The following is a 25,315-nucleotide window of genomic DNA, read 5'->3' on the forward strand; positions in this document are numbered from 1 at the left end:
ATTTTACGGCGACGAACCGTTGCATGTGTTGTTAGGTTTAACGCGTCGTTCACCCATTCAATAGGCAATTGTGCATTAAGGACTTCAAGATATTCAGTGTTCAGTGGATAGCAAGTAGAAAGGTCATCTAATTCATTGGCAAACATACTAACTCCTCAGTTACGAAGAGTTAGTTTGCTTGAACTGCAAGATCGTTCAAGTAGTTATATTTTCTTTAAACGATCAGCATTGTGCCTTCGCAGGAATGACGAAAAGGGCAGGAATGACGAAAGGATAAAGGTGGAATCTCACTTTAAAAGAAGAGTCTTTTTTACTTATCAGACTGCTCACGCGCAATTGCACGGTAGCCGATATCATTGCGGTAGAAGACACCATTCCAATCAATCTGCTTGGTCAACTGGTAAGCGCGTTGTTGTGCTTCAGATACTGTGTTACCCAGTGCTGTTGCACAGAGTACACGACCACCGTTAGTCACTACGTTGCCGTCTTTTTCAGTCGTACCGGCATGGAAAACCTTTTGACCTTCCACTTCAACGGTTGGCAAGCCAGAAATCACGTCACCTTTGTGGTAATCGCCAGGGTAGCCGCCCGCCGCTAGTACGATACCGATCGAAGCGCGTGGGTCCCATTTTGATTCCATTTGGTCAAGTTTGCCATCGATAGCTGCTAAACAGAGTTCGACCATATCTGACTGCATACGCATCATGATAGGTTGGGTTTCTGGGTCACCAAAACGACAGTTGTATTCGATAACTTTAGGCGTGCCCGTAGCATCGATCATCAGACCTGCATATAAGAACCCTGTGTATGGGTTACCTTCCGCTGCCATACCGCGTACGGTTGGGTAGATTACTTGTTGCATAATGCGGTCATGGATTTCTTGAGTCACCACAGGAGCAGGAGAGTAAGCACCCATACCGCCGGTATTTGGGCCAGTATCTTTGTCTCCGACACGTTTGTGATCTTGGCTGGTGGCCATAGGTAGCACGTTGACACCATCCACCATGACGATAAAGCTGGCTTCTTCACCATCAAGGAACTCTTCAACCACAACACGGCTGCCTGCGCTGCCGAAAGCATTGCCAGCGAGCATGTCTTTGATCGCGTCTTCTGCTTCCTCAAGAGTCATCGCAACGATAACGCCTTTACCTGCCGCCAAACCGTCGGCTTTAACCACGATAGGCGCACCTTGCTGACGAACGTAAGCCAATGCTGGTTCAATTTCAGTAAAGTTAGCGTATGACGCAGTTGGAATGTTATGACGAGCTAAGAAATCTTTGGTGAAAGCTTTTGAGCCTTCGAGCTGAGCCGCCGCCTGAGTTGGACCAAAAATAGCTAAACCGGCAGCACGGAACGCATCAACCACTCCGATAACCAGTGGTGCCTCAGGACCAACAATGGTTAAATCAATCGCGTTTTCCTTGGCAAATGCCACCAGACCTGCCACATCTTCAACCTGAATCGCGACGTTTTGCAGCTTAGGCTCTAGCGCGGTACCCGCATTGCCCGGTGCGATAAAGATGTTGTGAACTTTAGGGTTTTGAGCCACTTTCCAACCCAGTGCATGCTCACGACCGCCGGAACCAATAATTAATACATTCATTGTTTAATCCTTAAATTAGTGACGGAAATGACGCATACCGGTAAAGATCATCGCCATGCCGTGTTCGTCTGCGGCGGCAATCACTTCGTCATCACGCATTGAACCGCCTGGCTGAATCACACATTTGATACCAGCTTCTGCTGCGGCATCAATACCATCACGGAATGGGAAGAATGCATCGGAAGCCATGACGCTGCCTGCCACTTCAAGACCTTCGTCTGCCGCTTTAATACCGGCAATTTTCGCTGAGTATACGCGGCTCATTTGACCTGCGCCGACACCAATCGTCATGTCGCCTTTTGCGTAGACAATGGCGTTTGATTTGACGTATTTCGCCACTTTCCAGCAGAATAGGGCATCTTTTAGCTCTTCTTCGGTTGGTTGACGTTTAGACACGACTTTCAGGTCGTCCTGAGAAACCATACCTTGGTCGCGATCTTGAACCAGTAAGCCACCGTTAACGCGTTTCATGTCAAAACCGGTAGTCTTGGTTGACCACTGCCCACACTCAAGCAGGCGCACGTTTTTCTTCGCTGCGACGACTTCAACCGCTTCTGCAGAGACTTTTGGCGCGATGATCACTTCAACGAACTGACGTTCAACAATCGCTGAAGCGGTTGCTGCGTCGAGCTCTTGGTTAAAGGCGATAATGCCGCCGAATGCTGAGGTTGGGTCTGTTTGGTAAGCGCGGTTGTAAGCTTCCAGAATGTCTTTACCCAGAGCCACACCACAAGGGTTTGCGTGTTTAACGATAACACATGCAGGTTCTGCAAATTCTTTCACACACTCAAGTGCAGCGTCTGTGTCTGCGATGTTGTTATATGAAAGTGCTTTACCTTGAATCTGTTTAGCAGTTGAAACAGAAGCTTCTTGAGGGTTTGCTTCTACGTAGAAAGCGGCTGCTTGATGGCTGTTTTCACCATAACGCATGTCTTGTTTTTTCTCGAACTGCATATTGAAAGTGCGCGGGAAGCGACTTTCGTCGTCACCGTCTTTGTTCTCGCCGTAAGAGGGAACCATAGTGCCGAAGTAGTTGGCGATCATGCCGTCGTAGGCTGCGGTGTGTTCAAATGCCGCGATAGCCAGGTCGAAACGAGTCGCAAGTGTTAGCGACTTGTCGTTGCCATCCATTTCAGTGATGACTCGGTCATAATCTGATGCATTGACTACGATAGTCACATCTTTGTGGTTTTTCGCCGCAGAGCGAACCATGGTTGGCCCACCGATATCAATGTTCTCAACCGCATCTTCTAGAGTACAACCTGCTTTTGCCACGGTTGCTGCGAATGGGTAAAGGTTAACCACCACCATATCAATCGGCTTGATACCGTGAGTGGCCATGATTTCGTCATCTTGGCCACGACGACCCAACACGCCACCATGAACTTTCGGGTGGAGCGTTTTAACGCGTCCGTCCATCATTTCCGGGAAACCGGTGTAGTCTGAAACTTCAGTCACAGCAACGCCTTTCTCTGCAAGAAGGCGAGCTGTACCGCCAGTAGATAGGATATCGACACCGCGCTGTACTAGCGCTTGGGCGAACTCAACAATGCCTGTTTTGTCTGAAACACTGATCAGTGCGCGGCGAATTGGACGAGCGTTACTCATGCTTCCCTTTTCCTTTAATTCATGAAGTTAGTTAAATTCGAGAAAATGACCGATTTCGAATGGCGCGTATTCTAACCAATTTATTACAAAAGATCTCGCGCAATCGTTTGGCATGGGCAAAATAATATCTAAAAATAGGTTTTTCAAGTGAAAAATCGTTGAGGGCTTATTTTTATATATAGAAAGGTTTTGGGTTAAGAAAGTGGCAGAGAATAGGATGAGGCTTTGTGCCTCATCCTAACTTGATTCGCTATGATTAGCTTTGGGTGTAACTAGGCGCTAAGCATCTCTTCAATTTCGTTAGAGATGAACTGCGCCCGCGCACCTAATATCACCTGTACACCGCTATCGCCGACATAGACAATGCCTTTAGCTCCGAGAGAGCTTAACCCTTCTTTGTTGATCTGTACGCCTTGTTTGACTTGTAAGCGTAAACGAGTGATACAAGCGGTGGATGAGGCAATGTTGTCTAACCCACCCACATTGTCTAATACTTTTCGTGCCAGTTCTTCATCGCTCAGATCATCAATGTTCGATACCACAGTCACCCGACCCGGTGTTTTGACATCGAAACGGCGAATCACGAAGCGGAATACGCCATAATAAATCGCCGCCATTGGAACGCCGACAATGATGGCATTGAGGTAATTGGTTTCAAAACCATTTAACGACGGCACAATACCAAATGAGATGTAGTCAATCAGGCCGGCTGAAAAAGATTTCGCAATATGCGCCTCAAGCAGATACATGCTCATGTAAGCAAGACCAGCCATCACTGCGTTGAACACATATAAGATGGGGGCAACGAAGATGAAGGTGAATTCTACAGGTTCAGTAATACCAGTTAGGAAACATGTGAGTGCCGCTGAGAATAGAATACCTGCAGCAATTTTCTTATTTTTGCTATGAGCTTCGTGATACATGGCTAAACAAGCTGCCGGTAGTGCAAATAGCATCAATGGAAACTCACCTTGCATAAACTTACCCGCGTTTTGGTAACTATCGCTTGAGAATGATTTCACACCTTCTTCCAGCATTTTAAACCAAATAGTTTGGTCACCATGGATAACAGGGCCTGCTGCTGTGGTGTATTCACCAAAAGAGTACCAGAACGAAGGGTACCAAATATGGTGTAATCCTAATGGGATTAAGGCTCTCTCGGTTAGCCCGAAAATAAAGGTCGAAACGGCTTGGTTTTCACCATTGACGATACTCGACAAAGCATCAATACCATTTTGGATGTATTCCCATACGTGAGGAAGGATCAGCGCCAAAACGAAAGATGAGAGGGCGGTCGCGATGGGTACGAAACGTTTCCCAGAGAAGAAACCAAGAAAATCCGGCAGTTTGATGGTGTGGAATTTGTTGTAGCAGTAGGCGGCTAAAATACCAGAAATTAACCCGCCAAAGACACCCATTTGTAATGTAGGGATACCAAGAACCATCGCATAACGGCCACCTTCGGAAGCCATTTCCGGAGTGATCCCTAGCAGTGTACCTATGGTGGTGTTGATGATCAGGATAGATACCGCAGCCGATAGTGCGGCAATGCCGGATTCACCAGCCAGACCAACCGCAGAGCCGATAGCAAACAACAATGGCAGGTTATCAAAAATAACACCACCCGCATTCATCATGAGCGGTAAACTGAATTTGTCACCAAATGCCAATAGTAAGCCAGCGGCAGGTAACAAGGAGATAGGTAGCATTAACGCTCTACCGATGAGCGATAAGCGCGAAACGGCGCTGTGGAGCGATTTTAATATGTTCATATGACGGTTCCTGTCAGTTCTGATGGCAGGAAAATTATATGAATTTCGCAATGAGTGAAGCTAAATATTTCAATAAAAAAAGCTAAGGTTTAACGTGTTACCTATAAAGTAACTGTTTAAATTTAACGTGTTACTTCACATTTTTCTTGAAGTTGTCTATTCAATTCTTGCTGGCAGTAGCAGCTCGTAGCTCAGAGAATCTCTTTGGCAAGAGGCCCTTAGTTGGTTATTCAGCTCGATAAATCTTTTCCATGCTTGTACGCCAAGTTCTTCTAGGTCGGCAATGACAGTTAAAGGATGAGATTTCAATGGAAAATCATTGGCTTTATCTGCAAAGTGCAGTAATGAGATGTGCTTACCTACGATTTGGTCGGTGCCAATTTTACGCCCCACTTCTTCTATCGCGGATAGCGCTGCATTATAAGTAAAAGCGTCATGACAGATCAGTGCGGAAATTGACGAGTTTTCGATAATCAAATCTTGAATCACTCGGTCAATGGTGGCGTTATCGGATGCTAATATCCATTGCAAATTTAGTGCAAGATTCGTCGCTTTTAGTACTTTACAATACCCAGATACACGATCGGCACGACACAAAGAGTGAGCTTGCCCCCCCACGTAGGCGATTCTTCTATGTCCGAGGTTGATCAGATGCTCGGCGGCAATTTTACCTTCTAAGACATGGTCGACCCCAATATAGTTAAGGTTCTTCGGCCCTGTGTTGCCTTTTGATAGATTAACCAGTGGAATGTGGCTCGGAACTATGTTCAACAGTGAGTCAGGTAAGGGGATTTCCTCGAGACATAAAAAAATGCCATCTACATTTTGCGAAACCAATTTTCGTATTTGAGTTGCCAGCATTTCTGCTTGGTTATCACACTGATAAATATTGATTAAATAGTCGTCATTAGTGATCTGGGAAACTAATCCTTTGAGGCTCTTTGATGTGAAACTATCACTGATATCGCCGACGATAATGCCAATAACTTTACTGTATTTAGAACGTAGCTTTGCTGCGGTATGGTTTTTCTCATACCCCATTCGTTGAGCTGTTGCGAGTATTTCTTCTCTCGTGGTATCCGATAATTTACCTGTACCGCGTAGCGCCATTGAAACACTAGTCGCAGAGATATTCATTGCTTTGGCAATATCTTTGATGGTCACTTTGTGGCTGGTGGTGTCGAGCATGGTAATAATCTCGATATAAAAGAGGTTTGCAGTTTAGCAAATATTATCTGTTCTTCAGTAGGTTTAGGTAAAAGATTAATGGCGAACACATCAACTGATGAGTTCGCCATTTTTAGTGTCTTGAACTAACTAATCCTAACAATAAGCACGAGCCACTCGGCCTGCGGAAGTCAGTTGGTAATTTTGGGTGTAAGCTGGGACGAATACCGATTGCCCTTTGCTAATGGTCACGCTTTGACCGTCAGGGCTTTGCAGTGTCATATCCGCATCCAGTGGCAGCAGAATTTCAGCACTGTTTGCTGACACTTGTACATGGTCTGGTTTGGGGAAAATGGCAAACTTAAAATCGGGAACAGGGACGGGGAAAAGTAGCACGTTTTCCTGTTCTACTGGCGCAAGCAACAGTGTGCTTGCGGGTTTTTCTGCAAACTTAGTGCATTTCGCGAGCTCAGGTACATCCATATATTTTGGCGTTAAACCTGCGCGTAACACGTTGTCTGAGTTAGCCATAATTTCAAGACCAGTACCTTTTAGATAGGCATGCGGTGTCCGAGCATCCAGATACATGGCTTCACCCGGTTGCAGTGTCAGCACATTAAGCATCAGTGGCGCAAATAAGCCAATATCGCCCGGATACTGCTGTGCAAGCTCTAGAATTAAGGCAAACAGTGGCTCACTTGCGTTGGTTTGCGCATATGCTAACAGTGCTTCTACTGCGGTGGTTTTTTCCGCGCCTTGCAAAGAAAGTAACTGAGTGAAGAAGGTTTCTAAGCCCGTTTCATTTTGTGCTTGTTTCAATGCTGCAATCAGGGTGCTGAGTTGCTCAATCTTTAACTCTTCAAAGTTGCTGATAATGTCGCTTAGTGAACGAAAGCCGTTCATCGCCTGATAAGGGGTTAACGCATAAACCAGCTCAGGCTTATGGTTTGGATCTTTATAGTTTCGATTGGCAGCATTCGCTGCGATACCGGCAAGGTTCTCTTTCTCATAGCCAATTTCCGCTTCTTCTTTGCTTGGGTGTACCTGAATAGACAGCGCCTGAGCGGCAGCCAGTACTTTAAAAAGATAAGGGAGTTCACCAAATTGCTGCGCTGTCGTTGCAGAAAGGATCGCCTCTTTATCTTGCGCGACGAGTTCGCTCAGCAACAGTGACTGCCCGTTCACTTCCACTTCAGAACAACCGTTAGGGTGCGCACCCATCCAGATCTCTGCTTGTGGTTCAGACTTTGGGTTGGCGATATTAAATAGCTGATGGACAGAATCCACACTGCCCCATGGGTAGTTCTGGATTTTATTTTTCATGACAAAAAACGGCGTGCTAGCGAACTGACTCATAATGATATTTCCAAATTTAAAAACTCCTGCGATTAAAGCAGGAGTACGACTGATAATAAAACCAATATTGTCATTCCTGCGAAGGCAGGAATCTAAATCTCAACCACATGCACAAGAGCGAGATCCCGGATAAATACTGCGTATTTTCCGGGATGACGATGGTAGGGGCTAGTGCATTTTCCGGGATGACAGCTATAAATCGAATACCAACTTTGTTAACAAACTCACTCCTGTTATTAGAACAGGAGTACGACAAAACTGAAAGGGTAGGCGCTTGATTGTGGTCAAAGTTCCGCCCATTAAGTGGCACATGGGCGGAGAGCGTTATTTAAGCTGCCGCTTGTTGTAATTTTGCCTGACGCATTTTTTTCAGACTAATACACACCACGGCGGTAACCACTGAACCTGCGATCATACAAACCAATGCGAGTAGTGGTTTGTTCATTGCACCTAGCAGAGCAACGACAGGGCCGCCGTGTGCCACGCTGTTGGTAATGCCGAAAGAGAAGCCCATCACTGCGGCAACCATTGAACCCAACACGTTAGCTGGAATGACTGACATTGGATCTTGCGCAGCGAACGGAATCGCACCTTCAGAAATACCCACTAAACCCATAGCGCCAGCGGCTTTACCGGCTTCGATTTCTGAGTCTTCAAACAAGTTCAGTTTGCGACCGATAAAGGTAGCCAACCCCATGCCCAGAGGCGCGACAGGAATGGCACATGCCATTGCGCCCATAAACTGAGTTTGACCACTGGCAATCATACCAACGGAGAACAAGAAGGCGACTTTGTTGAATGGGCCACCCATATCGAAGCCTGCCATACCACCCAATACAATGCCGAGCAGTACTAAGTTACCGGTACTCATAGTAGTCAGTAGCGCGGTTAGGCTGTCCATCAAACTTGCGATTGGCGCACCGATAACAAAAATAAATAAGCTGGAGATAAATAGCGAGCCGGCAATTGGCGCAATCATAATTGGCACAAGTGGCTGAATGAACTTGTGGTAATTGATGCTGGTTAGCCACTTAACGAAGTAACCAACCAGTAAGCCTGCGATAATCGCACCAATGAAACCTGTACCTGCTTCTGCTCCATAGAAAGAGCCATTGTTGGCGATCCAGCCGCCAATTAAACCCGGTGCTAACCCCGGACGGTCAGCAATGGCATAAGCAATATAACCAGCCAGAATTGGAATCATCAGCGTGAAAGAGACCACGCCGACATCCAGTACTTTGTTCCATAAACTTCCCGGTGGAATCGCCATACCCGCTTCGGTTGGTTGTCCACCAATCGCTAATGCCAGTGCGATTAAAAGACCACCGGTGACAACGAATGGGATCATATGCGATACACCATTCATTAAGTAGCGATACAAATCATTGCGTTTACTTGATGAAGCGCTGGTGGCGTTTTGCTGCGCTTTTGCATCGCTCTGATAGACGTTCGCATTCAGTGCGCGGTTAATTAAATTCTTCGCATCACGGATCGGCTCTTTTACGCCAGTTTCAATCAATTTTTTGCCGGAAAAACGCGCCATGTCGACTTGTTTGTCGCTGGCAATAATGATCGCGTCTGCTTTGGCAATGTCATCGGCGGTTGGGCTATTCTTCACGCCGATTGAACCATTGGTTTCTACTTTGATGCGGTAGCCCATTTCTGCGGCGGCATTTTCCAGTGACTCTGCGGCTAAATAGGTATGTGCGACCCCAGTTGGACAGCCAGTCACACCGATTAAAAATCCTTTGTCGCCCGTGGTGACCGCTTTTTCTTTGTTTTTGGCCAGTAAAAGATCCAGCGCTTGCTTTTGCGATTTTGCCGCTAAAAAGTTGTCGATAAAGCCGGGTTCAATCAGCTTGGAAGAGAGTTCTGCAAGCACTTCGATATGGTGGTTAGAGCCGCCGTCAGGTGAGGCAATCATAAAGAACAGTTTGGATGGTTGACCATCGTCAGCGCCATAATCGATACCATTTCTGCTGATACCGATAGCCACCGCAGGTGACTGTACCGCGATGCTTTTTGCGTGCGGTATCGCTACGCCATCGTCAAAACCGGTATTGCCAAGTTCTTCCCTGGCGTAGATGTCTTGCAAAAATTGTTGTTTGTCATTGAGGCGTCCATCTTGCTCAAGCACGTTAGCCAGTTCTTCGAGCACGCCAGATTTATCGTTTGCTTTGAGGTTGAGTAGTATCAACCTCTCATTGATGAGTTCAGTGATCATTGTCGTTCCCTACGTTATTGCTATTGTTTGTTATTACTATCGTTAGCTTAATTGTGGTCCTAACACAGAAATTAGAGTAGAGCACTGAGAATGCATTTACTGGATTATTGTAACCTTGTGATTTAAACGTGATCCTGGTCGATTATTTTTAATAATGGTTTTCCTCTCCTGGAAAGTATTATTTTTATTAAAATTCAATGTATTAATTATAGAAACTGCAACTTTTGATGTAGGTGATTATTTTTCGACTATTCGATAAGATGAAATTATTGGATTTACGATACCTAGGTGGAAGCGGTGTGAGCCAAGTTTTTAGTAGCATTATCGAAGCGATTGTTGATGAACGAGACAGTTGCCAGAGGATCTGGTTTGCTGGCGATAAGCAGACACCGCCGCCTTTTTGTTATCAGGTTAACTTTCCCCGAGTCGAACTGGTACTGAAAGGAAGCTATCGAAATCAGATTGAGGATGCCGAGCAAGGCATCACTACCGTCGATATTTTGGCTGGCGATGCGCTCTATATTCCTCCCAACTGTTGGAATAAACCTGAGTGGGGGGAAGATTGCTCGGTACTGAGCTTACTGTTTGGTCGCAGGCAACTGGGTTTTAGCTTTGTTGCCAAGAAAAAGGGCGAGAGTGGGTTTTATGATGTGCAGAAACACAGTATTCCAACCAGAACTGGATTTGCGATCGATAACATACTGGAAAGCCTGAATGCGCTCGCGACGGAAGTGAAAAAGAGCCCAGTGGATGAGTATTTGCTGTGTGCGCTATTAACCTACACGCTCGGTATTTTAGAGCATCCCGTTCAATCATCGAACAAGCGCAGCGAAGATGTCTATCAGGGCATTTGTATTTACATTCAGGAAAACTTCCACCGCTCAATCACTCGCGACAGCATTGCGTCGCGATTTAATATTTCAGCGAATCATCTATCACGTCTATTTCGTCAACAAGGGCATATGACACTTGCCGATTACATTACCTGGGTGAGAATGGAACGGGCGAAATTTATGTTGAAGAAATATCGCTTCAGGCTGGCAGAAGTGGCGATTCGTTGTGGCTTTCAGGATGTGAACTATTTCTTTCGGGTGTTTAAAACCCGAACAGGCATGACGCCTTCGCAATACCGCTCGCGAATACAATAAGTCGTCGCTGTGATTTTTTATAGACCAAAGGTTTACGGGTCAATATGCGCCATAACATGCAGCAGAATACCTTTGATGGTCTCTTCTCTGTCAGCGTCCAATATAAAGTGCTGAGCTTTTGGGTTAATTAACCAGCGAGTTAAACGAGTCGCGGCAATGATGTACTCTCTCTTGAGCGCTTTGGGAAGCAGCAGCGCAATGATAAATCGCACATCTTCCTGTGGTGAATCCCAGTCTAAAGGCGAGTCTAACGATTGAATGATAAAAGTCGGTCGCTGAACAAATTCGCTGACAACATGCGGGATGGCGATGCCACCGGGAATCGCCGTCGACGATATGGATTCTCTAGTGATCAGTTGCTGATGGATGGCAAGTTGGTTTTGGCTAGAAGCCAGTTGAGCTAAGCGAACAAGAGCGCAATCTTTATCTGGATAGTGAGTTTTGCGAACGTAATGCCATTGATAACTGAATGGCAGCTTGAATGAGCTATGATGGCTAAATAACTGCGGAGCCTGAAAATTTTGTTTGTGTGAAGTGGAAAGCAAGCTGGAATGATCTCTGAGATATTCGGTGAGAACCATACAAGCCAGTTCTGAATCCAGGCCCTCTATCGCTATCTGACAAACGTCATGACAGCAACTCCCTAAGCTGAGAACGCAAAGGGGTTCGTTCAAATTGGCCTGTTTACCGCGAGTGATGTTGTAGAGCACGAATAAGGAATGGAAATAGCTCGCAAGCTGTTTCAACTCATTCAGTTGCCATGCAGCAAAGCGATTATCTTCCAGAACAAAGGTAATACGCGTGGTGATCATATCTGAGACAGACATTTATTCATGATGTCTTGCACATTAGTCAGTACTTCTTCGATGGAGTAGTGCAAGGTCGTGCAGCCTTTGAAACGCTCTTTTTCCTCTATTTCGATATCGGAGACGATCATTCGAATATCCGCCGATAAGATTTCCCTCGGCGTGAGAGCATTTTCTATCCCCATCGCTCCCTGAGTTTCGACTTTAATTGAAATATTACGCTTTTGCGCTTCCTTGTGTAAAACATCCGCAGCCATATAGGTATGTGCGATGCCTGTTGGGCAAGCTGTGACAGCTACGATTTTCATCGTCTGCAATCTCCTTGGGTAATGATATAACTAGGGAGACTATATCATTACGAGCGACAAATACACGGTGACGATGAACTCAATACTGTCTGATTGCGTAACTGAGAGTAATCTATACGCGTAAGTGAGAGTAATCTATATGCGTAACTGAGAGTAATTTAATTGCGTAACTGAAAGTGATATAGTTAATCAACGCATAGTATTCTTAATATCACGTATAGAAAGCAAGGTACAGTTATGGCAAAAACCGGCAATGAAAAGCTAGCTGAGGCACTAAGGGAAGCGGCTGCAACTCGATCTGGCAACATCGTCAATAGCCGTAACCTAAAGCCTGCAACACGAACCCTACTGGTGTCCGAAGGATATCTAAAACAGATCGTTAGAGGTTGGTACTTATTTGATGCAGACATCACGGTAGAGAAGGCGGGTGAGTCGGCGTTATGGTATCAATCAATTTGGCAGTTCGTTGGTCAATACTTACAAGAAGCTTACGGTGATGACTATTGGCTAAACCCGGAAGCATCGATCGACATCCACACCGTAAACAACTATTTACCGAAACAACTGGTCGTTTTTACCAGTGAAGGCGCAACAAAGTACATTTCATTACCAAATGACATGAGCCTAATGGTGATAAAGAAATCCGATAAACCAACGCACCTAACTGAATTTCAAGGTGTTCGGGTTCTTACATTAGAATTTGCTTTGGCTGGATTAGCGCCAACAATTTATCGCGCCAACCCTTTGGCTGTACAAATTGCATTGGGGCAATCTGACGTTAATGCAGTCGCCGACAGTTTACTTGTCACTAAAAATGTTCAATCTTCTAATCGATTGATCGGTGCTTATTTGGAAATCGGCCGAAAAGCCGACTCTCGAAATCTTAGCAACATCATCTCCGCGGCCGGGCTTTCACCGATTAAACCTGAGAATCCGTTTGAGGTGCCAGTCATTAAAATTGGTAATAAACGCCAAGAATCGGCAGCGGCTGTGCGGGTTAGGTTACTTTGGCAAAAATTTCGCGGGGATGTTGAACAGGTATTTGTCGATAAGACGTTCACTGACTTCTTTCAAAGACCGTTAGAAGATTTACTTGATACCGTTGATAAGGTATATGTCTCTGATGCTTATCATTCGTTGTCAATCGAAGGTTATGTGGTTACGACAGAGTTAATCAACCGAGTAGCGAAAGGTGAGTGGGATAGCGAGCATATTGAAGCTGATAAAAAGCAAAGAGATGCATTGGCTGCTCGTGGTTACTATGAAGCTTTCCAAGCGCTACGTGGGCTGATTCAAGAGGCTCATGAAGAAGGGAAAGATGATTTCGATTTAGAGTATTTGCTGGACATCAGCATCACTCAAATTTATACCGCACTTTTCAAGCCTTGTGTTACCGCTGGTATTATTCACCAACGTGATCTTGCGGGTTACAGAAAAGGTCCGATTATGATTCGCACCTCAAGGCACATGCCGCCACAAAGCGAACATCTTATGGACTGTATGGATGCGTTGAAGCAGCTCATTGTGCAGGAACCGAATTTTGCGGTTAAGGCCGTGCTTGGACATTTTTTCTTGGGATATATACACCCATTTCCGGATGGTAACGGTCGAACTAGCCGATTCCTGATGAACTTAATGTTCCTATTAGGTGGCTATCGCTGGACCGTTGTGCCAGTTACGGAGAGGGACGCGTATCTATCAGCATTGGAGCGTGCATCAATCGATAGCGAGGTGGTTCCATTCGCCACATTTTTGCATGGGATTATGCCCGATTAACCATCTTTCTAACTATACGCCTGACGTTTAGTTACATTTTAATGTGTAATTTCCTGATAACTGACCAGATTCAAGGGTGCAATTATTGCTGTAAACTAAAAGCCCCTTGTTGGGGTTCCAGCTTTCAAACTGGCAAAAAGTGCCACCAAATCGAGGCTGACATCCTTTACTCATTACGCCAGAACCATCTCTGTAATTGACGGACTTAGAATAATATAAATCATCAGTAGCTGCTCTGATCACCGCTTTTCCCGCTCCGGAAAGTTCTATTACTAAGTCTTGTTTAGATTGGTTTACAACATCTATTGTAAAGTCAGCAGCCCATAGCAGATTTGAAAATAGAGTCAAAAATATAACGACAAACTTCATAAAAAAACCAAATATATAATTAAAAATAATTATTTATCTGAATTTTATTTGTTAGTCAAATTTATCCAAACCCGAAGGTTTGGATTCTGAATCAAGAGAGGCTTTTCCTATGTGGAGAAGTCGAAATTAGAATATATGATAAACAATATTCAAATTAATCCCCGAAGCATCAAGATTCTTGTCGTCATACAGCTTCATCCACTCAATTTGGGTCTCTAACTCCTCACCTCTATTGATTGCTATCCCGACCCCGTATTGGATATCTTCATCACTTTCAGAAAAAATACCGTAGCTTATTTTGGATGTTGCAATACCGAACAGACCGTAAAGCTCGAAATATTCATGAACAGGAATAATCCCTTTGGCTAGAGCTGAAAAGCTACGTTCTACTTCCACCTTCGCGCCGAATATATCGTCATCAGAAGCATTGGCGTATGCTCTGAAATCGACCGCTAAATTTTTGTGAAACCGAAATCCGACTAATGCGCCTAGAAGCCCGTTATCAACGGAGTAACCATAAAGCTCGGCATCTACATAGCTGTAGGTCATGCCAACGTATGGGTGAGGGGTGTATCTATCTGCTGCTTGAGCACTACCGAAGAATAAAGCGGTTATTACGATTACACACTGCAAAAATTTCATTGTCATCACTTTCATTTCCATCACCATGCCAATTAACTTGTTGTATTTGTATATAAGTGAGTGAATGTAGGTGCCGTACTAATGCTTTGGTGTGAGTTAAGTCTCATTGCTTTGGGTTGTACAAAAAAGTGCAAATGATAGTTTTTCTTCAGCCTCTATCGGCTTTTATTGTGTCGAGCTAATTCAAAAAATTAACCAGAAGTTATTGCTAAATGAGCATCTCTCACTTATAGTTTGCAGCAACACGACCCCTATCGGTTCACTTAACGGTGAGTTGCTTAGGGGTTTTTTATTGCCTATTTTTCTTCTTGAGGCGGGAAAATATGTGTCCAGTCTTCAGTTACACCCATACTTTTTAGATCTAGTCCGATTGCGTTCATATCGGGTAGTTCAGTTAACATTAAACTACTCAAGCGAGCCCACCATGTAGATGTTGGGTTAATAGAATCCATTAATTGCTTGGTGATACAAAGTAGTAAGAACGGGCGTACTCTTAACCAGTCGTTGGTAATAAACGGAGCAACCCAAGGCAGTTCTTCCTTTGACGGAAGTTTGGGCTTTTCAACGATGTTACGGTTCCATAAACGGCTGTGATGAGCACAAACATTACGTAGGTAGTTTAGTGCTCGTAATGTCGATGACAGGGAGATTAAAAGCGTTGAATCAGAAAAACCTATAGCGAATTTTCCCCAAATTTTTTCAGCACGGTATCTACAAATAAATTTCAATTTCGTGTTGTTTGCGGCCAATTAATTATTTACAAAAAAAACAACCGTTAATCTTCGTCCATTTCATCATCATCTTCATCGTCAGAAAATGATACTGAGTCGAAATAATATCGAGGAAATTCTGATACTAGTCCCAATGGGAACTCCATATCAGACATAACATCATTTAAATCAAATATATTAAACAAGGAACTCTCTGATTTATCATCATTAATCAATTCAATTCCTTCTATTTCCCTTAGCCTATCTAAGAGACATTCATTAAGAATTTCTTCTATATCATCGACATCAACACCATCTGCTCGGCACTCTCGAGATTTGTACAGTAAAATAAAACCACACTTTATGTCGCCATTACAACATTCTTCACAATAGACCCGAATAGATGCTATATAAGCAGAGAACTTTAGGAACAAATCTGAATTTAAAAGGCTATCATCAGGTTGATCTCTATCTCTGGGCTTACAAAAAACATGTCTTGTCTTTTCAACAAATACACCGGGTAAACCTTTTCTTGTATAGCGGTTGGCTTTCCATTGTTTCAGATTAAGAAGTTGTTTATCAGGAATGACGAAATCTGCTTGATGTGCATGCTCCATCAAGAACTCTTTCGATATGATGATCACATCGTCAGCTTTGGTTTCCCAAAACATATCATTTATAGGTTTATTAAGTTGGATTTTTCTTGGACTAAGACCATTTTGAATGGTCTTATTTTCTTTTGAGCTTTTTTTTAATAACAGACATTCAATATTTTGCTCTTCTGACAAAATATCACAGTCCTGAGATATAATAATAAGCTTAGCCTGATGCTTATTCTTGACTTCATTTTGAAGAACTTCACAAACAACAAACTGAGAACCTTTTACAAGGTCATGTTCGATAACACAACCTTGTCTCCAACCATTATCATTGATGAGATTTCGTTTGGCTTGCTGTTCTTCGAAAGAAGTACTCATGCGTTAAACCGTTCCTTCCATTGAAACATAAAAATCTTCACTATCAACTTGATCTTTTTTGTTCATATTATCGTAAGCATTCTGTTGTGCTTCTACTTTAGATACTAATAATGAGTGATGTTTTGCGATCTCCGCATAGTCAAGTCGAGTCGCGGATAAACGTTCAATAAAAGAAAGCTCGCCATAACTAAATGTTTTAGCTAAACGACCAATTTTCGATGATGGTTTCGTCAGTACTTTAGAAATATCATATAGAGTTTTGATTTTCTCATACTGAGTTGGGTTCGGCTCATTGAGCCCTTTCTTCCAGTTATATATATTCGCTCTACCAACACCTAAAATAGGTTCAAAGTCTTTAACAGCAAGACCATAGGTAGCCAAAACAACCTTAACCATATCTTGCGTTGAAACCGCTTGTATATCTTGTGAACTGCTTTCAACTACCCAACTATAACTTTGAGATGAGCTATAGTAATCTTTGGCTTCAGACGCGTTAGTTCCCGTAACGACTCCCCAGATTAAAACAGTTGCAGTAGTAAGTTTTTTTGAAGAAAAACGAGATGCTCTTCCTGATGTATCCATTATTCCTCCTTAATTATCCAATCAGCTCTTGCATCGTCTGTTATACACATTTCAAAAGCTGGCTTTGTAACTTTTCTCATATCACTTAAGGTTTCCATGATTTCTTCAACATTAAATAACTTTCTCAATTTCTTATTTAAATCAATATCTAATATTAAATAACTTACTTGATTATCTAGCTGATGAGGCCACCATGGGAGCTCTCTTATGTTTAAAGCAGAATCAGGATTATCCGATAACTCATTAGGTATTATTGATATATTAACACCAGGCTCAGGAGAAAATTTGTTTGATTCTACCCGTAAATTTCCTTGCCTAGTCTTATAGTTCATTGTCAAACGACTGTGAATACCAGACTCAATGCCATTTATTTCAGGAATAGTGTTATTAGGTAACCATGCTTCATCTATATACCTTGATACATCATTACCCGGCAATGGTACTATCAAATTCAAAAAGCGGGTGCCAATTTGGGATACAGCTCCCTTAAGCATAGTTTCAAAAACATCAGATATGCGAAGAAGAACATTATTGAACGTCTCCATAAACTCTTCATGCGTCGTATAATGCGTGGTTTTAATAGAGACCCCGTTTTGTGCAAGGTACACTGATGTAGTTCGCTCTAAATCTAGGAATATCCAACGCTGCTTAGCTTGCCCTGAGACTGCTGGCTTTTGCATTTGTACCGTCTGACCACTCTTTTGATCATGTTTAATCTCGAATGCAAACTCTTGTTGATTTTCTACCACTTTTTCAACAAAACCAATATCACGCAGAGATGACTCAACATCAATTAACTTCCCGTCTTCATAAAAGTTAGGGATAGAGGAAAATTTAATATCGATTAGAGCCATGAGCAAAGGAGCATGTTCATATCCTTTCTTTGACATTTTTGACCTGCTTTTCGCTAATGTAAAGTGTGTTTTATACACTAAATTATACACAACTTATACAGTTTTTATAGATTAATAATATTAATTTTGAGTAAACTTTTTGTCGGGGTTGTTTTTGGGGTTTTAATTAACCTATTGATATTATTGGTTAATATTTTTAACCCAATAGCGATAACATTATATTCATTCGTTCAAATTTGAAGGTAAAGAAAGTGGTACCTCAAATTGGATTCGGTGATTTGAATGGCCGATATCTGGACTTGTCACTTAATGTTAAGTGAGTTTGGGTGCATTTTTTATGTTAGAGATATCGATGTTATTAGATTAGGTTTAAATGATAGGGGAAGGAGGGGCTATGGTAAATTTGGTTTTACTGGGAAATTATGAAAATATTTCGCATGAATAAAATTAATCCGACTAGATATGGTAGTTTTTCACTTGTGGTAGTTCTTAAAAAATAAAAGGCTCATGGTTAACCAAAAGCCTTTTAATATCAATTGGTTATGCGTGAATTATTAATTCATACCATATTTTTTAAGTTTCTTGCGAAGAGTACCGCGGTTGATACCCATCATAGTGGCTGCGCGAGTTTGGTTACCGCGAGTGTACTGCATGATGGTGTCTAATAGTGGTTGTTCAACTTCCGCTAGAACTAACTCGTATAGTTCTGTCACTTCTTGACCATTTAACTGAGCAAGATAGTTTTTAAGAGATGCTTTAACGGAGTCACGTAGTGGTTTTTGCGTGATTTGATCTTGTGAAGTTACGGTAGTTACTGTTAAAGCTTCTGAAGTCAGATTTTGTTCGAACATATTCGGTCTAGCTCTTCTCTTAATTATGATGCAACGTTATCAAAATAACCTTCAAGCGCTTCTAATTGCAGCGGTGCTGCCTCTATGGCGTTGAAGGTACGGCGAAACTCACTTGCTTCCTCATGCTCTTTAAGATACCAACCCACGTGCTTACGCACGATTCGTGGGCCTAAATACTCTCCATAGAAACCATGCAGAGCGGTTACATGACCAAGCATAATGCTTTTTACTTCCTCAAGAGGAAGTTCTGGCATTGTGGTGCCGTTTTCCAAATAGTGTTGGATTTCCTGGAAAATCCACGGACGACCTTGGGCAGGGCGTCCAATCATTAAAGCGTCAGCGCCTGTGTACTCAAGCACATATTTGGCTTTCTCCGGAGAATCGATATCACCATTAGCGATAACCGGAATATTGATTGCCTCTTTCGCCGCTTTAATGCTGTCATATTCGGCCTCACCTTTGTACATACAAGCGCGCGTTCTCCCATGGAGAGCCAGTGCTTGTATGCCGCAGTTTTCGGCTAATTGAGCGATGTAGACACAGTTTTTATTGTCTGTATCCCAGCCAGTACGGGTTTTGAGTGTCACAGGGACATCCACTGCATCAACTACGGTTTTTAAGATCTCTTCGATGAGATCTGGAAAACGAAGCAGTGCAGAGCCGGCTAGCTTCTTATTCACTTTTTTCGCTGGACAACCCATGTTGATGTCGATGATTTGCGCACCGTTTTCCACACTGAATTGAGCAGCATCTGCCATCAGCTGTGGGTCACTTCCCGCAATTTGTACACAGCGAATGCCCGATTCGCCTTGGTGTACCATGCGGCTTTTTGATTTCTCGGTTCCCCACAATGCAGGATTAGAAGACATCATTTCACTGACTGCCATTCCCGCACCGTATTGAAGACACAACTCGCGAAATGGTCTATCGGTAACACCCGCCATCGGGGCGACGATAAGATTATTTTCGAGTTGATAGTTTCCGATCTTCAAAATGTTTTCACAGCTTATTTTGAGGTCAATCGACCAGTAGCAAGGGCGCGCATTTTACGCATTTTTTTACTGCGTGAAAAGACTAATATTTGAGCATTTACAAATTGTTTTTGTAAATAGGCGAATAATCAATCAATTAGGTGGCTAATAATTCTTCAGCTCAATTTTTGCCCTGAAATTCGACACCATTCGCTCTTTTCAACGATAGGGTCTACTTGTAGTTCATCACGGTAGTAGTTCGCGACATCTTCAGCCTGAGTATCCAACACGCCCGACATCGCCAATTTGCCGCCAGGTTTCATCAAACTTTTGATGATTGGTGAAAGTTCACGTAATGGACCTGCAAGAATATTGGCGACCACTACGTCAGCAACCAGCCCTTCAGGTTGATCTTGAGGCAAGTAAACTTCGATTTGATCTTCAACGCCGTTACGCCCTGCGTTGTCTTTAGACGCTAGCAGAGCTTGTGGATCGATGTCGATACCGATAACTTTTGCAGCGCCGAGTTTGATCGCGGCGATCGCTAGGATGCCCGAGCCACAGCCAAAATCAATAACGGTTTTGCCGCTTAAATCGAGCGATTCTAACCACTCAAGACACAATGCTGTGGTTGGGTGAGTACCTGTGCCGAATGCAAGACCCGGGTCGAGCATCACGTTCACAGCACTTGGGTCGGGTACATCACGCCAGCTTGGGCAAATCCACAGACGCTCACCAAACTTCATTGGGTGGAAGTTATCCATCCATTCGCGTTCCCAGTCTTTATCTTCAATCTGTTCCACTTTATGGGCAAAGCCTTGAGGAAGAAGCTGACTGTCGCGAATTTGGCTGAGAATCAACGCGGTATCGGCTTGCGCGTCGTAGAGAGCTAATACATCTGTATCGCCCCATAAGCGAGTTTCGCCCGGTAGTGGCTCAAATACAGGGGTATCTTTTGCATCGAGGAAAGTGACGGATAACGCGCCGGTTTCTTCCATTAGCATATCGCTAATCTGTTCTGCGTTTTCATTGGTCGCGTTAAGCTTAATTTGAATCCAAGGCATGTGATTGCTCTCTTCGTTCTTGGTGCTAGTTCGGTACTAGCTCTTGGTCTTAAATAATGGCGCAGAGTTTACCCCTGAGCTTAAGGTGCTGCAACTTTGTTCGTTGTCTGTTTTGGGCTTGCTATTAGGATGAAATTAGCGGCTGTGCGAGCTAACTCTATGTTTTAGCTTTGAATTATTATGGAAGAAAATTCACTATAGAGAGATGATAATTCTGAGAGCATAAGTATATGAACGGTGATGTTTCAATTGTGTTTGATGAGGGGTTGGTATAATGAACAGAGTTAGTATGGAATTGGTTGCCAAAGCTCGTCAAAAAAGGTTGGAACAAATACGGAATGGTGAAGTTTCTTTGAGTACCTTAGCTAAGGATGTTCGTAGGCTAAGGTTGCGTAAAGATTACGAAGCAGCTCAGTATAAAGCGCAGTCTGAAGGTAATTGTCAAAACGAAATTTTGTAAATTTAACTCATTCACAGCAGTTACAATCACTTACTTGTATTTTCCCTCCAGTTTTCACGCGTGGAAGCGAACACAAAAACAAAAATGCCCACCGAAGTGAGCATTTTCAAAGCATTTGATGCGATTTATTTACTCATACCGAGTTTTTTCTCTAGGTAATGAATGTTCGCACCGCCATGTTGGAAGCTCTCATCCTTCATGATTTCTTGTTGTAGAGGGATATTGGTTTTAATACCTTCGACAATCATTTCGTTGAGTGCGTTACGCATACGTGCAATTGCTACATCGCGGTTTTCACCGAAAGTGATCAGCTTACCGATCATTGAATCGTAGTACGGTGGTACTGTGTAACCTGTGTAGATATGCGATTCCCAACGTACACCCATACCGCCAGCGGTGTGCAGGCGAGTAATCTTACCAGGGCTTGGCAGGAAGCGTACTGGGTCTTCTGCGTTGATACGACACTCAACAGCGTGGCCGCGGATCTTGATGTCATTTTGCGTAAATGACAACGGTTGACCTGCGGCAATACGCAGTTGTTCTTTGATCAAGTCTACGCCTGTCACCATTTCGGTTACTGGGTGTTCAACCTGAATACGAGTGTTCATTTCGATGAAGTAGAACTCGCCGTTTTCGTAGAGGAATTCAAACGTACCTGCGCCGCGGTAACCAATTTCGATACAGGCACGAGTACAGCGCTCACCGATGTATTTACGCATCTCTTCTGTGATGCCTGGTGCCGGCGCTTCTTCAACCACTTTTTGGTGACGACGTTGCATAGAGCAGTCACGTTCACCTAAGTGGATTGCGCCGCCTTGGCCGTCCGCAAGAACCTGAACTTCAACGTGACGTGGGTTTTCGAGGAATTTCTCCATGTAAACCATGTCGTTGTTGAACGCTGCTTTGGCTTCTGCGCGTGTCATACTGATGGCGTTAACCAGATCTTTTTCAGCGCGAACCACACGCATACCACGACCGCCGCCGCCGCCAGACGCTTTGATGATGACTGGGTAGCCAATGCGTTTAGCATGCGCTTTGTTTTTCGCTTCGTCGTTATCCAGAGGGCCATCAGAACCCGGAACACAAGGTACGCCAGCTTTCTTCATCGAGTTGATGGCTGAAACTTTGTCACCCATCAGGCGAATGGTTTCCGCTTTCGGACCGACGAAGATAAAACCGCTTTTCTCGACTTGTTCAGCAAAATCTGCGTTCTCAGACAGGAAGCCGTATCCAGGGTGGATAGCCACTGAGCCTGTGACTTCTGCAGCAGAAATGATGCGAGGAATGTTCAGGTAACTTTCCATGCTGGATGCTGGACCGATACAGATGGACTCATCTGCTAGCAGTACATGTTTTAGATCGCGGTCAGCAGTAGAGTGTACTGCCACCGTTTTGATCCCTAATTCTTTACACGCGCGAAGAATACGAAGTGCAATTTCACCTCGGTTCGCGATGACTACTTTATCTAACATAGACAAGGCCTCAATTATTCGATAACAACTATTTGTTTAATAACAACTTATTCAATCACAACAAGTTTATTCAATAACAACAAGTGGTTGGTCGAATTCTACTGGTTGACCGTCTTCTAGTAGGATTGCCGTAACAACACCAGATTTGTCTGATTCAATTTGGTTCATCATTTTCATTGCTTCAACGATACATAGCGTATCGCCAACAGACACTTTTGAACCCACTTCGATGAATGGTTTTGCGTCTGGACTTGGTGAGCGGTAGAAAGTACCCACCATTGGAGAAAGAACGTTGTGACCTGCCGGTACGCTAGCCTCTGCTACTGCAACGGGTGCTGCTGCCACAGGTGCCGCTACTGGCGCTGGTGCGGCAACCGGTGCTGGTGCTGCATAGTGAATGGGTGCTGGAGCAGGTACACCATGACGACTGATTCGTACTGACTCTTCGCCTTCAGAAATTTCCAGTTCAGCGATGCCTGATTCTTCAACTAACTCGATTAGCTTCTTAATTTTACGAATATCCATTGTTTCTTTTCTCTTTTATCTTGTTGAGTAAGACAGTCCATTCGGACTGCAGAGTGTTGGGTTACTTTGTCTGCAACGCTTTTATTGCCGCAGACAGAGCAAATTCATAACCTTGCGCACCTAAACCGCAAATCACCCCTTGTGCTTTATCAGACAAGTAAGAGTGATGACGGAATGGTTCGCGAGCATGTACGTTCGACAGATGGACTTCGATAAACGGAATCGCCACGCCGAGTAAAGCATCACGAATGGCGACGCTGGTATGAGTAAATGCTGCTGGGTTGATAATAATGAAGTTCACATTGCCATGAGCCTGGTGAATGGCTTCGATAAGCTCATATTCGCGGTTGGATTGAAGATGTGCTAACTCAACACCTGCTTTTTCCGCATTTTCACCTAAGGTCGCGACAATGTGTTCTAAGGTGTTAGAACCATAATGTGTCGGCTCACGTAAACCTAATAGGTTTAGGTTCGGACCGTTTAAAACAAGAATGCGTGATTTGGCAGCCATTGTGTGGTCATCTTCCTCTATATAGAGCGAATCGGAGATTCTTGAGAATCTTCTCGTATTTGACACTGTCTTTTGTCAAAAATTCGTATAAATTTTTAAATTGACCAAGATTATAGCTAATTCACGGCAAATGGCAGCAAATTACTGGTCTTATCACTTTTGTTTAATCCTGAGTATAGGTGAAATGGGAGTAAGCGCTAAGTTCTGCACAAAAAGAAAGGATTTACTATCATTTTATAAAATGATAGTCGGATTTTTCTGAAAAATGAAAAGCTGTCTTTCGTCTGATATTTGATACCGTACGGTGAATTACACTGACATGTTATTTAAGTTTGTGTCTCGATCCGTTCGGAGGGTATCAGTCAAACTTTATTTTATATGCTTGTCAGTAAGGTGGTGAAGATGAAAATAATTCCATGGATGTCGGTAGTGTCATTGGCGGTGGCTGGAGCTGCCTATGCAGCACCCAATAGCGATATTAAAGATAACAAATCTAAGCTAGCGGATGATCCGACTAAGGTGATCACCAAGGTAGGGATATCCTACGCCAATAACTATGACTTTGATGATAGTAATGTTTCCTTCTCCGGCTCTCTGGCGCTTGATGAGGCGCGTAAGATCAATGTTCGTTTGAATGATGATGCCAGCGAGTGGCGGGTCGGCGGATCTTGGTTATTTCCGGTTGGTATCCTCAATTTTAACTTTGGTAAGAATGAATACACCAATGGCGCCACGCAAACCAACTATAGTGTCGGCACTTTTATTCCGCTCAGTGTGTTTGGTATTGAACCATTAGGCGTTCAGTTATTCCCGATGGCGGGTTACACCTATAACGATGGTGAGTCACCTCGTTGTGATGGTGATAGTGCAAGTAAATGTTCCGAGGTGGGCTTCGTCGGCACTCCAAGTGCGGATAATGGTTTCTATATGGCAGATTCTGCCGGTAGCAGCGGCTATGTGGGCGCGTTTGGTTTAAGACCGTTGACACAAAAACTGACCTTAATGGGCTTTGCGGCCGGAACTTACGGTTCGGAAAATGATGAAGGCGAGAATTATAAAGGTTTCTTTGCCGGCGCTGGTTTGAGTTATTTGGCCAATAAGAACAATTCGTTCAGTTTGATGACTTTTATAATGGACAACAACACTTACTTGGATGATCCAGATAAGCGGGTGATTGCTTCTTATACTTATCAGTTTGATTAAAAGTTTTCCCGTTATCTCGGAGAATGCATTAGCTTACTCGCGTTATCCCGAAAAATGCGAGCTCACCCACGTCATCCCGGAAAATGCGTAGCATTTATCCGGGATCTCGCTCTTTGTGCATGTGCTCGGGTTTAGATTCCTGCCTTCGCACTGACGAATCCCCAAAAAATAGACAAGCATGGCGAGTTGTGATCTTATGTAATCGCCAAAAAACAAAAAAACACAACTCAAGATGCCATGCTTATAACAAAATTTTGCCACAAAACACTTTCTAAATCTCTAAAGAACTTTAATCAGGCTCGAGTTAAATCATTGTTCGATTGTAGCAATGCCCTTATTCGAGGAAATGAACTTAG

23 protein-coding genes and 1 pseudogene are annotated in these 25,315 nt (G+C 43.6%); 3 read left to right on the forward strand and 21 right to left on the reverse strand.

Annotation, left to right across the window (positions count from 1 at the left end; genetic code table 11):
- Positions 1-310 precede the first annotated feature (310 nt).
- The 7 genes and pseudogenes from purD to ACK5MF_RS08070 form a co-directional block, all read right to left on the reverse strand.
- Positions 311-1,603, reverse strand: coding sequence for a phosphoribosylamine--glycine ligase (gene purD / locus ACK5MF_RS08040; RefSeq protein WP_416921059.1), 1,293 nt, complete (start codon positions 1,601-1,603; stop codon positions 311-313).
- 15 nt (positions 1,604-1,618) lie between these two features.
- Positions 1,619-3,211: a bifunctional phosphoribosylaminoimidazolecarboxamide formyltransferase/IMP cyclohydrolase gene (purH, locus tag ACK5MF_RS08045; protein ID WP_416921061.1), complete on the reverse strand. Its 1,593-nt coding sequence runs from the start codon at positions 3,209-3,211 to the stop codon at positions 1,619-1,621.
- 58 nt (positions 3,212-3,269) lie between these two features.
- A pseudogene (locus ACK5MF_RS08050) lies at positions 3,270-3,347 on the reverse strand (phosphoribosylamine--glycine ligase); the annotation flags it as partial.
- A 136-nt stretch (positions 3,348-3,483) separates the two neighbouring features.
- Complete coding sequence (locus ACK5MF_RS08055; protein WP_416921063.1) at positions 3,484-4,983, reverse strand: PTS transporter subunit EIIC; 1,500 nt, start codon at positions 4,981-4,983, stop codon at positions 3,484-3,486.
- Between the two features lie 156 nt (positions 4,984-5,139).
- Complete coding sequence (locus tag ACK5MF_RS08060) at positions 5,140-6,171, reverse strand: LacI family DNA-binding transcriptional regulator (RefSeq protein WP_416921065.1); 1,032 nt, start codon at positions 6,169-6,171, stop codon at positions 5,140-5,142.
- 135 nt (positions 6,172-6,306) lie between these two features.
- Positions 6,307-7,506 (reverse strand): mannose-6-phosphate isomerase, class I, encoded by a 1,200-nt coding sequence (manA, locus tag ACK5MF_RS08065; RefSeq protein WP_416921067.1) that lies wholly within the window; start codon positions 7,504-7,506, stop codon positions 6,307-6,309.
- Between the two features lie 328 nt (positions 7,507-7,834).
- Positions 7,835-9,730, reverse strand: a complete 1,896-nt coding sequence (locus ACK5MF_RS08070; RefSeq protein WP_416921069.1) for a PTS fructose transporter subunit IIABC — start codon at positions 9,728-9,730, stop codon at positions 7,835-7,837.
- 260 nt (positions 9,731-9,990) lie between these two features.
- Here ACK5MF_RS08070 and ACK5MF_RS08075 point away from each other — a divergent pair, with 260 nt between their 5' ends.
- Positions 9,991-10,878 (forward strand): helix-turn-helix transcriptional regulator, encoded by an 888-nt coding sequence (locus tag ACK5MF_RS08075; protein ID WP_416921071.1) that lies wholly within the window; start codon positions 9,991-9,993, stop codon positions 10,876-10,878.
- A gap of 32 nt (positions 10,879-10,910) precedes the next feature.
- Here the strand turns inward: ACK5MF_RS08075 and ACK5MF_RS08080 are convergent, their stop codons facing one another.
- Both ACK5MF_RS08080 and ACK5MF_RS08085 read right to left on the reverse strand, forming a co-directional pair.
- Positions 10,911-11,705, reverse strand: a complete 795-nt coding sequence (locus ACK5MF_RS08080) for a PTS sugar transporter subunit IIA (RefSeq protein WP_416921073.1) — start codon at positions 11,703-11,705, stop codon at positions 10,911-10,913.
- On the reverse strand, positions 11,687-11,992 hold the full coding sequence (locus ACK5MF_RS08085) for a PTS fructose transporter subunit IIB (protein ID WP_416921075.1): 306 nt from the start codon (positions 11,990-11,992) through the stop codon (positions 11,687-11,689). Before ACK5MF_RS08085 ends, ACK5MF_RS08080 begins: the two co-directional genes overlap by 19 nt.
- Positions 11,993-12,229: 237 nt before the next feature.
- On the opposite strand from ACK5MF_RS08085, the gene ACK5MF_RS08090 reads away from it, so the two are divergent.
- Complete coding sequence (locus tag ACK5MF_RS08090; RefSeq protein ID WP_416921077.1) at positions 12,230-13,768, forward strand: Fic family protein; 1,539 nt, start codon at positions 12,230-12,232, stop codon at positions 13,766-13,768.
- A 27-nt stretch (positions 13,769-13,795) separates the two neighbouring features.
- Here ACK5MF_RS08090 and ACK5MF_RS08095 read toward each other — a convergent pair whose 3' ends face one another.
- The 12 genes from ACK5MF_RS08095 to aroQ all read right to left on the reverse strand — a co-directional run bounded on the left by ACK5MF_RS08095 (position 13,796) and on the right by aroQ (position 23,756).
- Positions 13,796-14,137 carry a hypothetical protein gene (locus ACK5MF_RS08095; protein ID WP_416921079.1) on the reverse strand — a complete coding sequence of 114 codons (342 nt, stop codon included), beginning with the start codon at positions 14,135-14,137 and terminating at the stop codon, positions 13,796-13,798.
- A gap of 126 nt (positions 14,138-14,263) precedes the next feature.
- Positions 14,264-14,794, reverse strand: a complete 531-nt coding sequence (locus ACK5MF_RS08100) for a porin family protein (RefSeq protein ID WP_416921081.1) — start codon at positions 14,792-14,794, stop codon at positions 14,264-14,266.
- A gap of 281 nt (positions 14,795-15,075) precedes the next feature.
- Positions 15,076-15,507, reverse strand: a complete 432-nt coding sequence (locus ACK5MF_RS08105) for an Abi family protein (protein WP_416921083.1) — start codon at positions 15,505-15,507, stop codon at positions 15,076-15,078.
- 47 nt (positions 15,508-15,554) lie between these two features.
- The gene (locus tag ACK5MF_RS08110; protein ID WP_416921085.1) at positions 15,555-16,466 is read right to left on the reverse strand and encodes a hypothetical protein; all 912 of its coding nucleotides are present in this window, start codon (positions 16,464-16,466) and stop codon (positions 15,555-15,557) included.
- Between the two features lie 3 nt (positions 16,467-16,469).
- Positions 16,470-17,048: a hypothetical protein gene (locus ACK5MF_RS08115; RefSeq protein WP_416921087.1), complete on the reverse strand. Its 579-nt coding sequence runs from the start codon at positions 17,046-17,048 to the stop codon at positions 16,470-16,472.
- Positions 17,048-17,938, reverse strand: a complete 891-nt coding sequence (locus ACK5MF_RS08120) for a TIGR04255 family protein (RefSeq protein WP_416921089.1) — start codon at positions 17,936-17,938, stop codon at positions 17,048-17,050. Before ACK5MF_RS08120 ends, ACK5MF_RS08115 begins: the two co-directional genes overlap by 1 nt.
- Before the next feature lie 518 nt (positions 17,939-18,456).
- Complete coding sequence (fis, locus tag ACK5MF_RS08125) at positions 18,457-18,753, reverse strand: DNA-binding transcriptional regulator Fis (protein WP_000462885.1); 297 nt, start codon at positions 18,751-18,753, stop codon at positions 18,457-18,459.
- Positions 18,754-18,776: 23 nt separating this feature from the next.
- Positions 18,777-19,745 carry a tRNA dihydrouridine synthase DusB gene (gene dusB / locus ACK5MF_RS08130; protein WP_416921114.1) on the reverse strand — a complete coding sequence of 323 codons (969 nt, stop codon included), beginning with the start codon at positions 19,743-19,745 and terminating at the stop codon, positions 18,777-18,779.
- A 155-nt stretch (positions 19,746-19,900) separates the two neighbouring features.
- Positions 19,901-20,788 carry a 50S ribosomal protein L11 methyltransferase gene (gene prmA / locus ACK5MF_RS08135; RefSeq protein WP_416921116.1) on the reverse strand — a complete coding sequence of 296 codons (888 nt, stop codon included), beginning with the start codon at positions 20,786-20,788 and terminating at the stop codon, positions 19,901-19,903.
- 585 nt (positions 20,789-21,373) lie between these two features.
- Positions 21,374-22,720, reverse strand: a complete 1,347-nt coding sequence (accC, locus tag ACK5MF_RS08140) for an acetyl-CoA carboxylase biotin carboxylase subunit (RefSeq protein WP_416921118.1) — start codon at positions 22,718-22,720, stop codon at positions 21,374-21,376.
- Positions 22,721-22,786: 66 nt separating this feature from the next.
- Complete coding sequence (gene accB, locus ACK5MF_RS08145; RefSeq protein WP_416921120.1) at positions 22,787-23,245, reverse strand: acetyl-CoA carboxylase biotin carboxyl carrier protein; 459 nt, start codon at positions 23,243-23,245, stop codon at positions 22,787-22,789.
- Positions 23,246-23,306: 61 nt separating this feature from the next.
- A complete protein-coding gene (aroQ, locus tag ACK5MF_RS08150; RefSeq protein WP_416921122.1) occupies positions 23,307-23,756 on the reverse strand; it encodes a type II 3-dehydroquinate dehydratase in 450 nt (149 codons plus the stop codon).
- 420 nt (positions 23,757-24,176) lie between these two features.
- Here aroQ and ACK5MF_RS08155 point away from each other — a divergent pair, with 420 nt between their 5' ends.
- Positions 24,177-24,959: a hypothetical protein gene (locus tag ACK5MF_RS08155; RefSeq protein WP_416921124.1), complete on the forward strand. Its 783-nt coding sequence runs from the start codon at positions 24,177-24,179 to the stop codon at positions 24,957-24,959.
- The last annotated feature ends 356 nt before the right edge of the window (positions 24,960-25,315 follow it).

The sequence above is a fragment of the Vibrio sp. genome (genome assembly GCF_047973365.1).
In the GTDB taxonomy this organism is placed as follows: Bacteria; Pseudomonadota; Gammaproteobacteria; order Enterobacterales; family Vibrionaceae; genus Vibrio.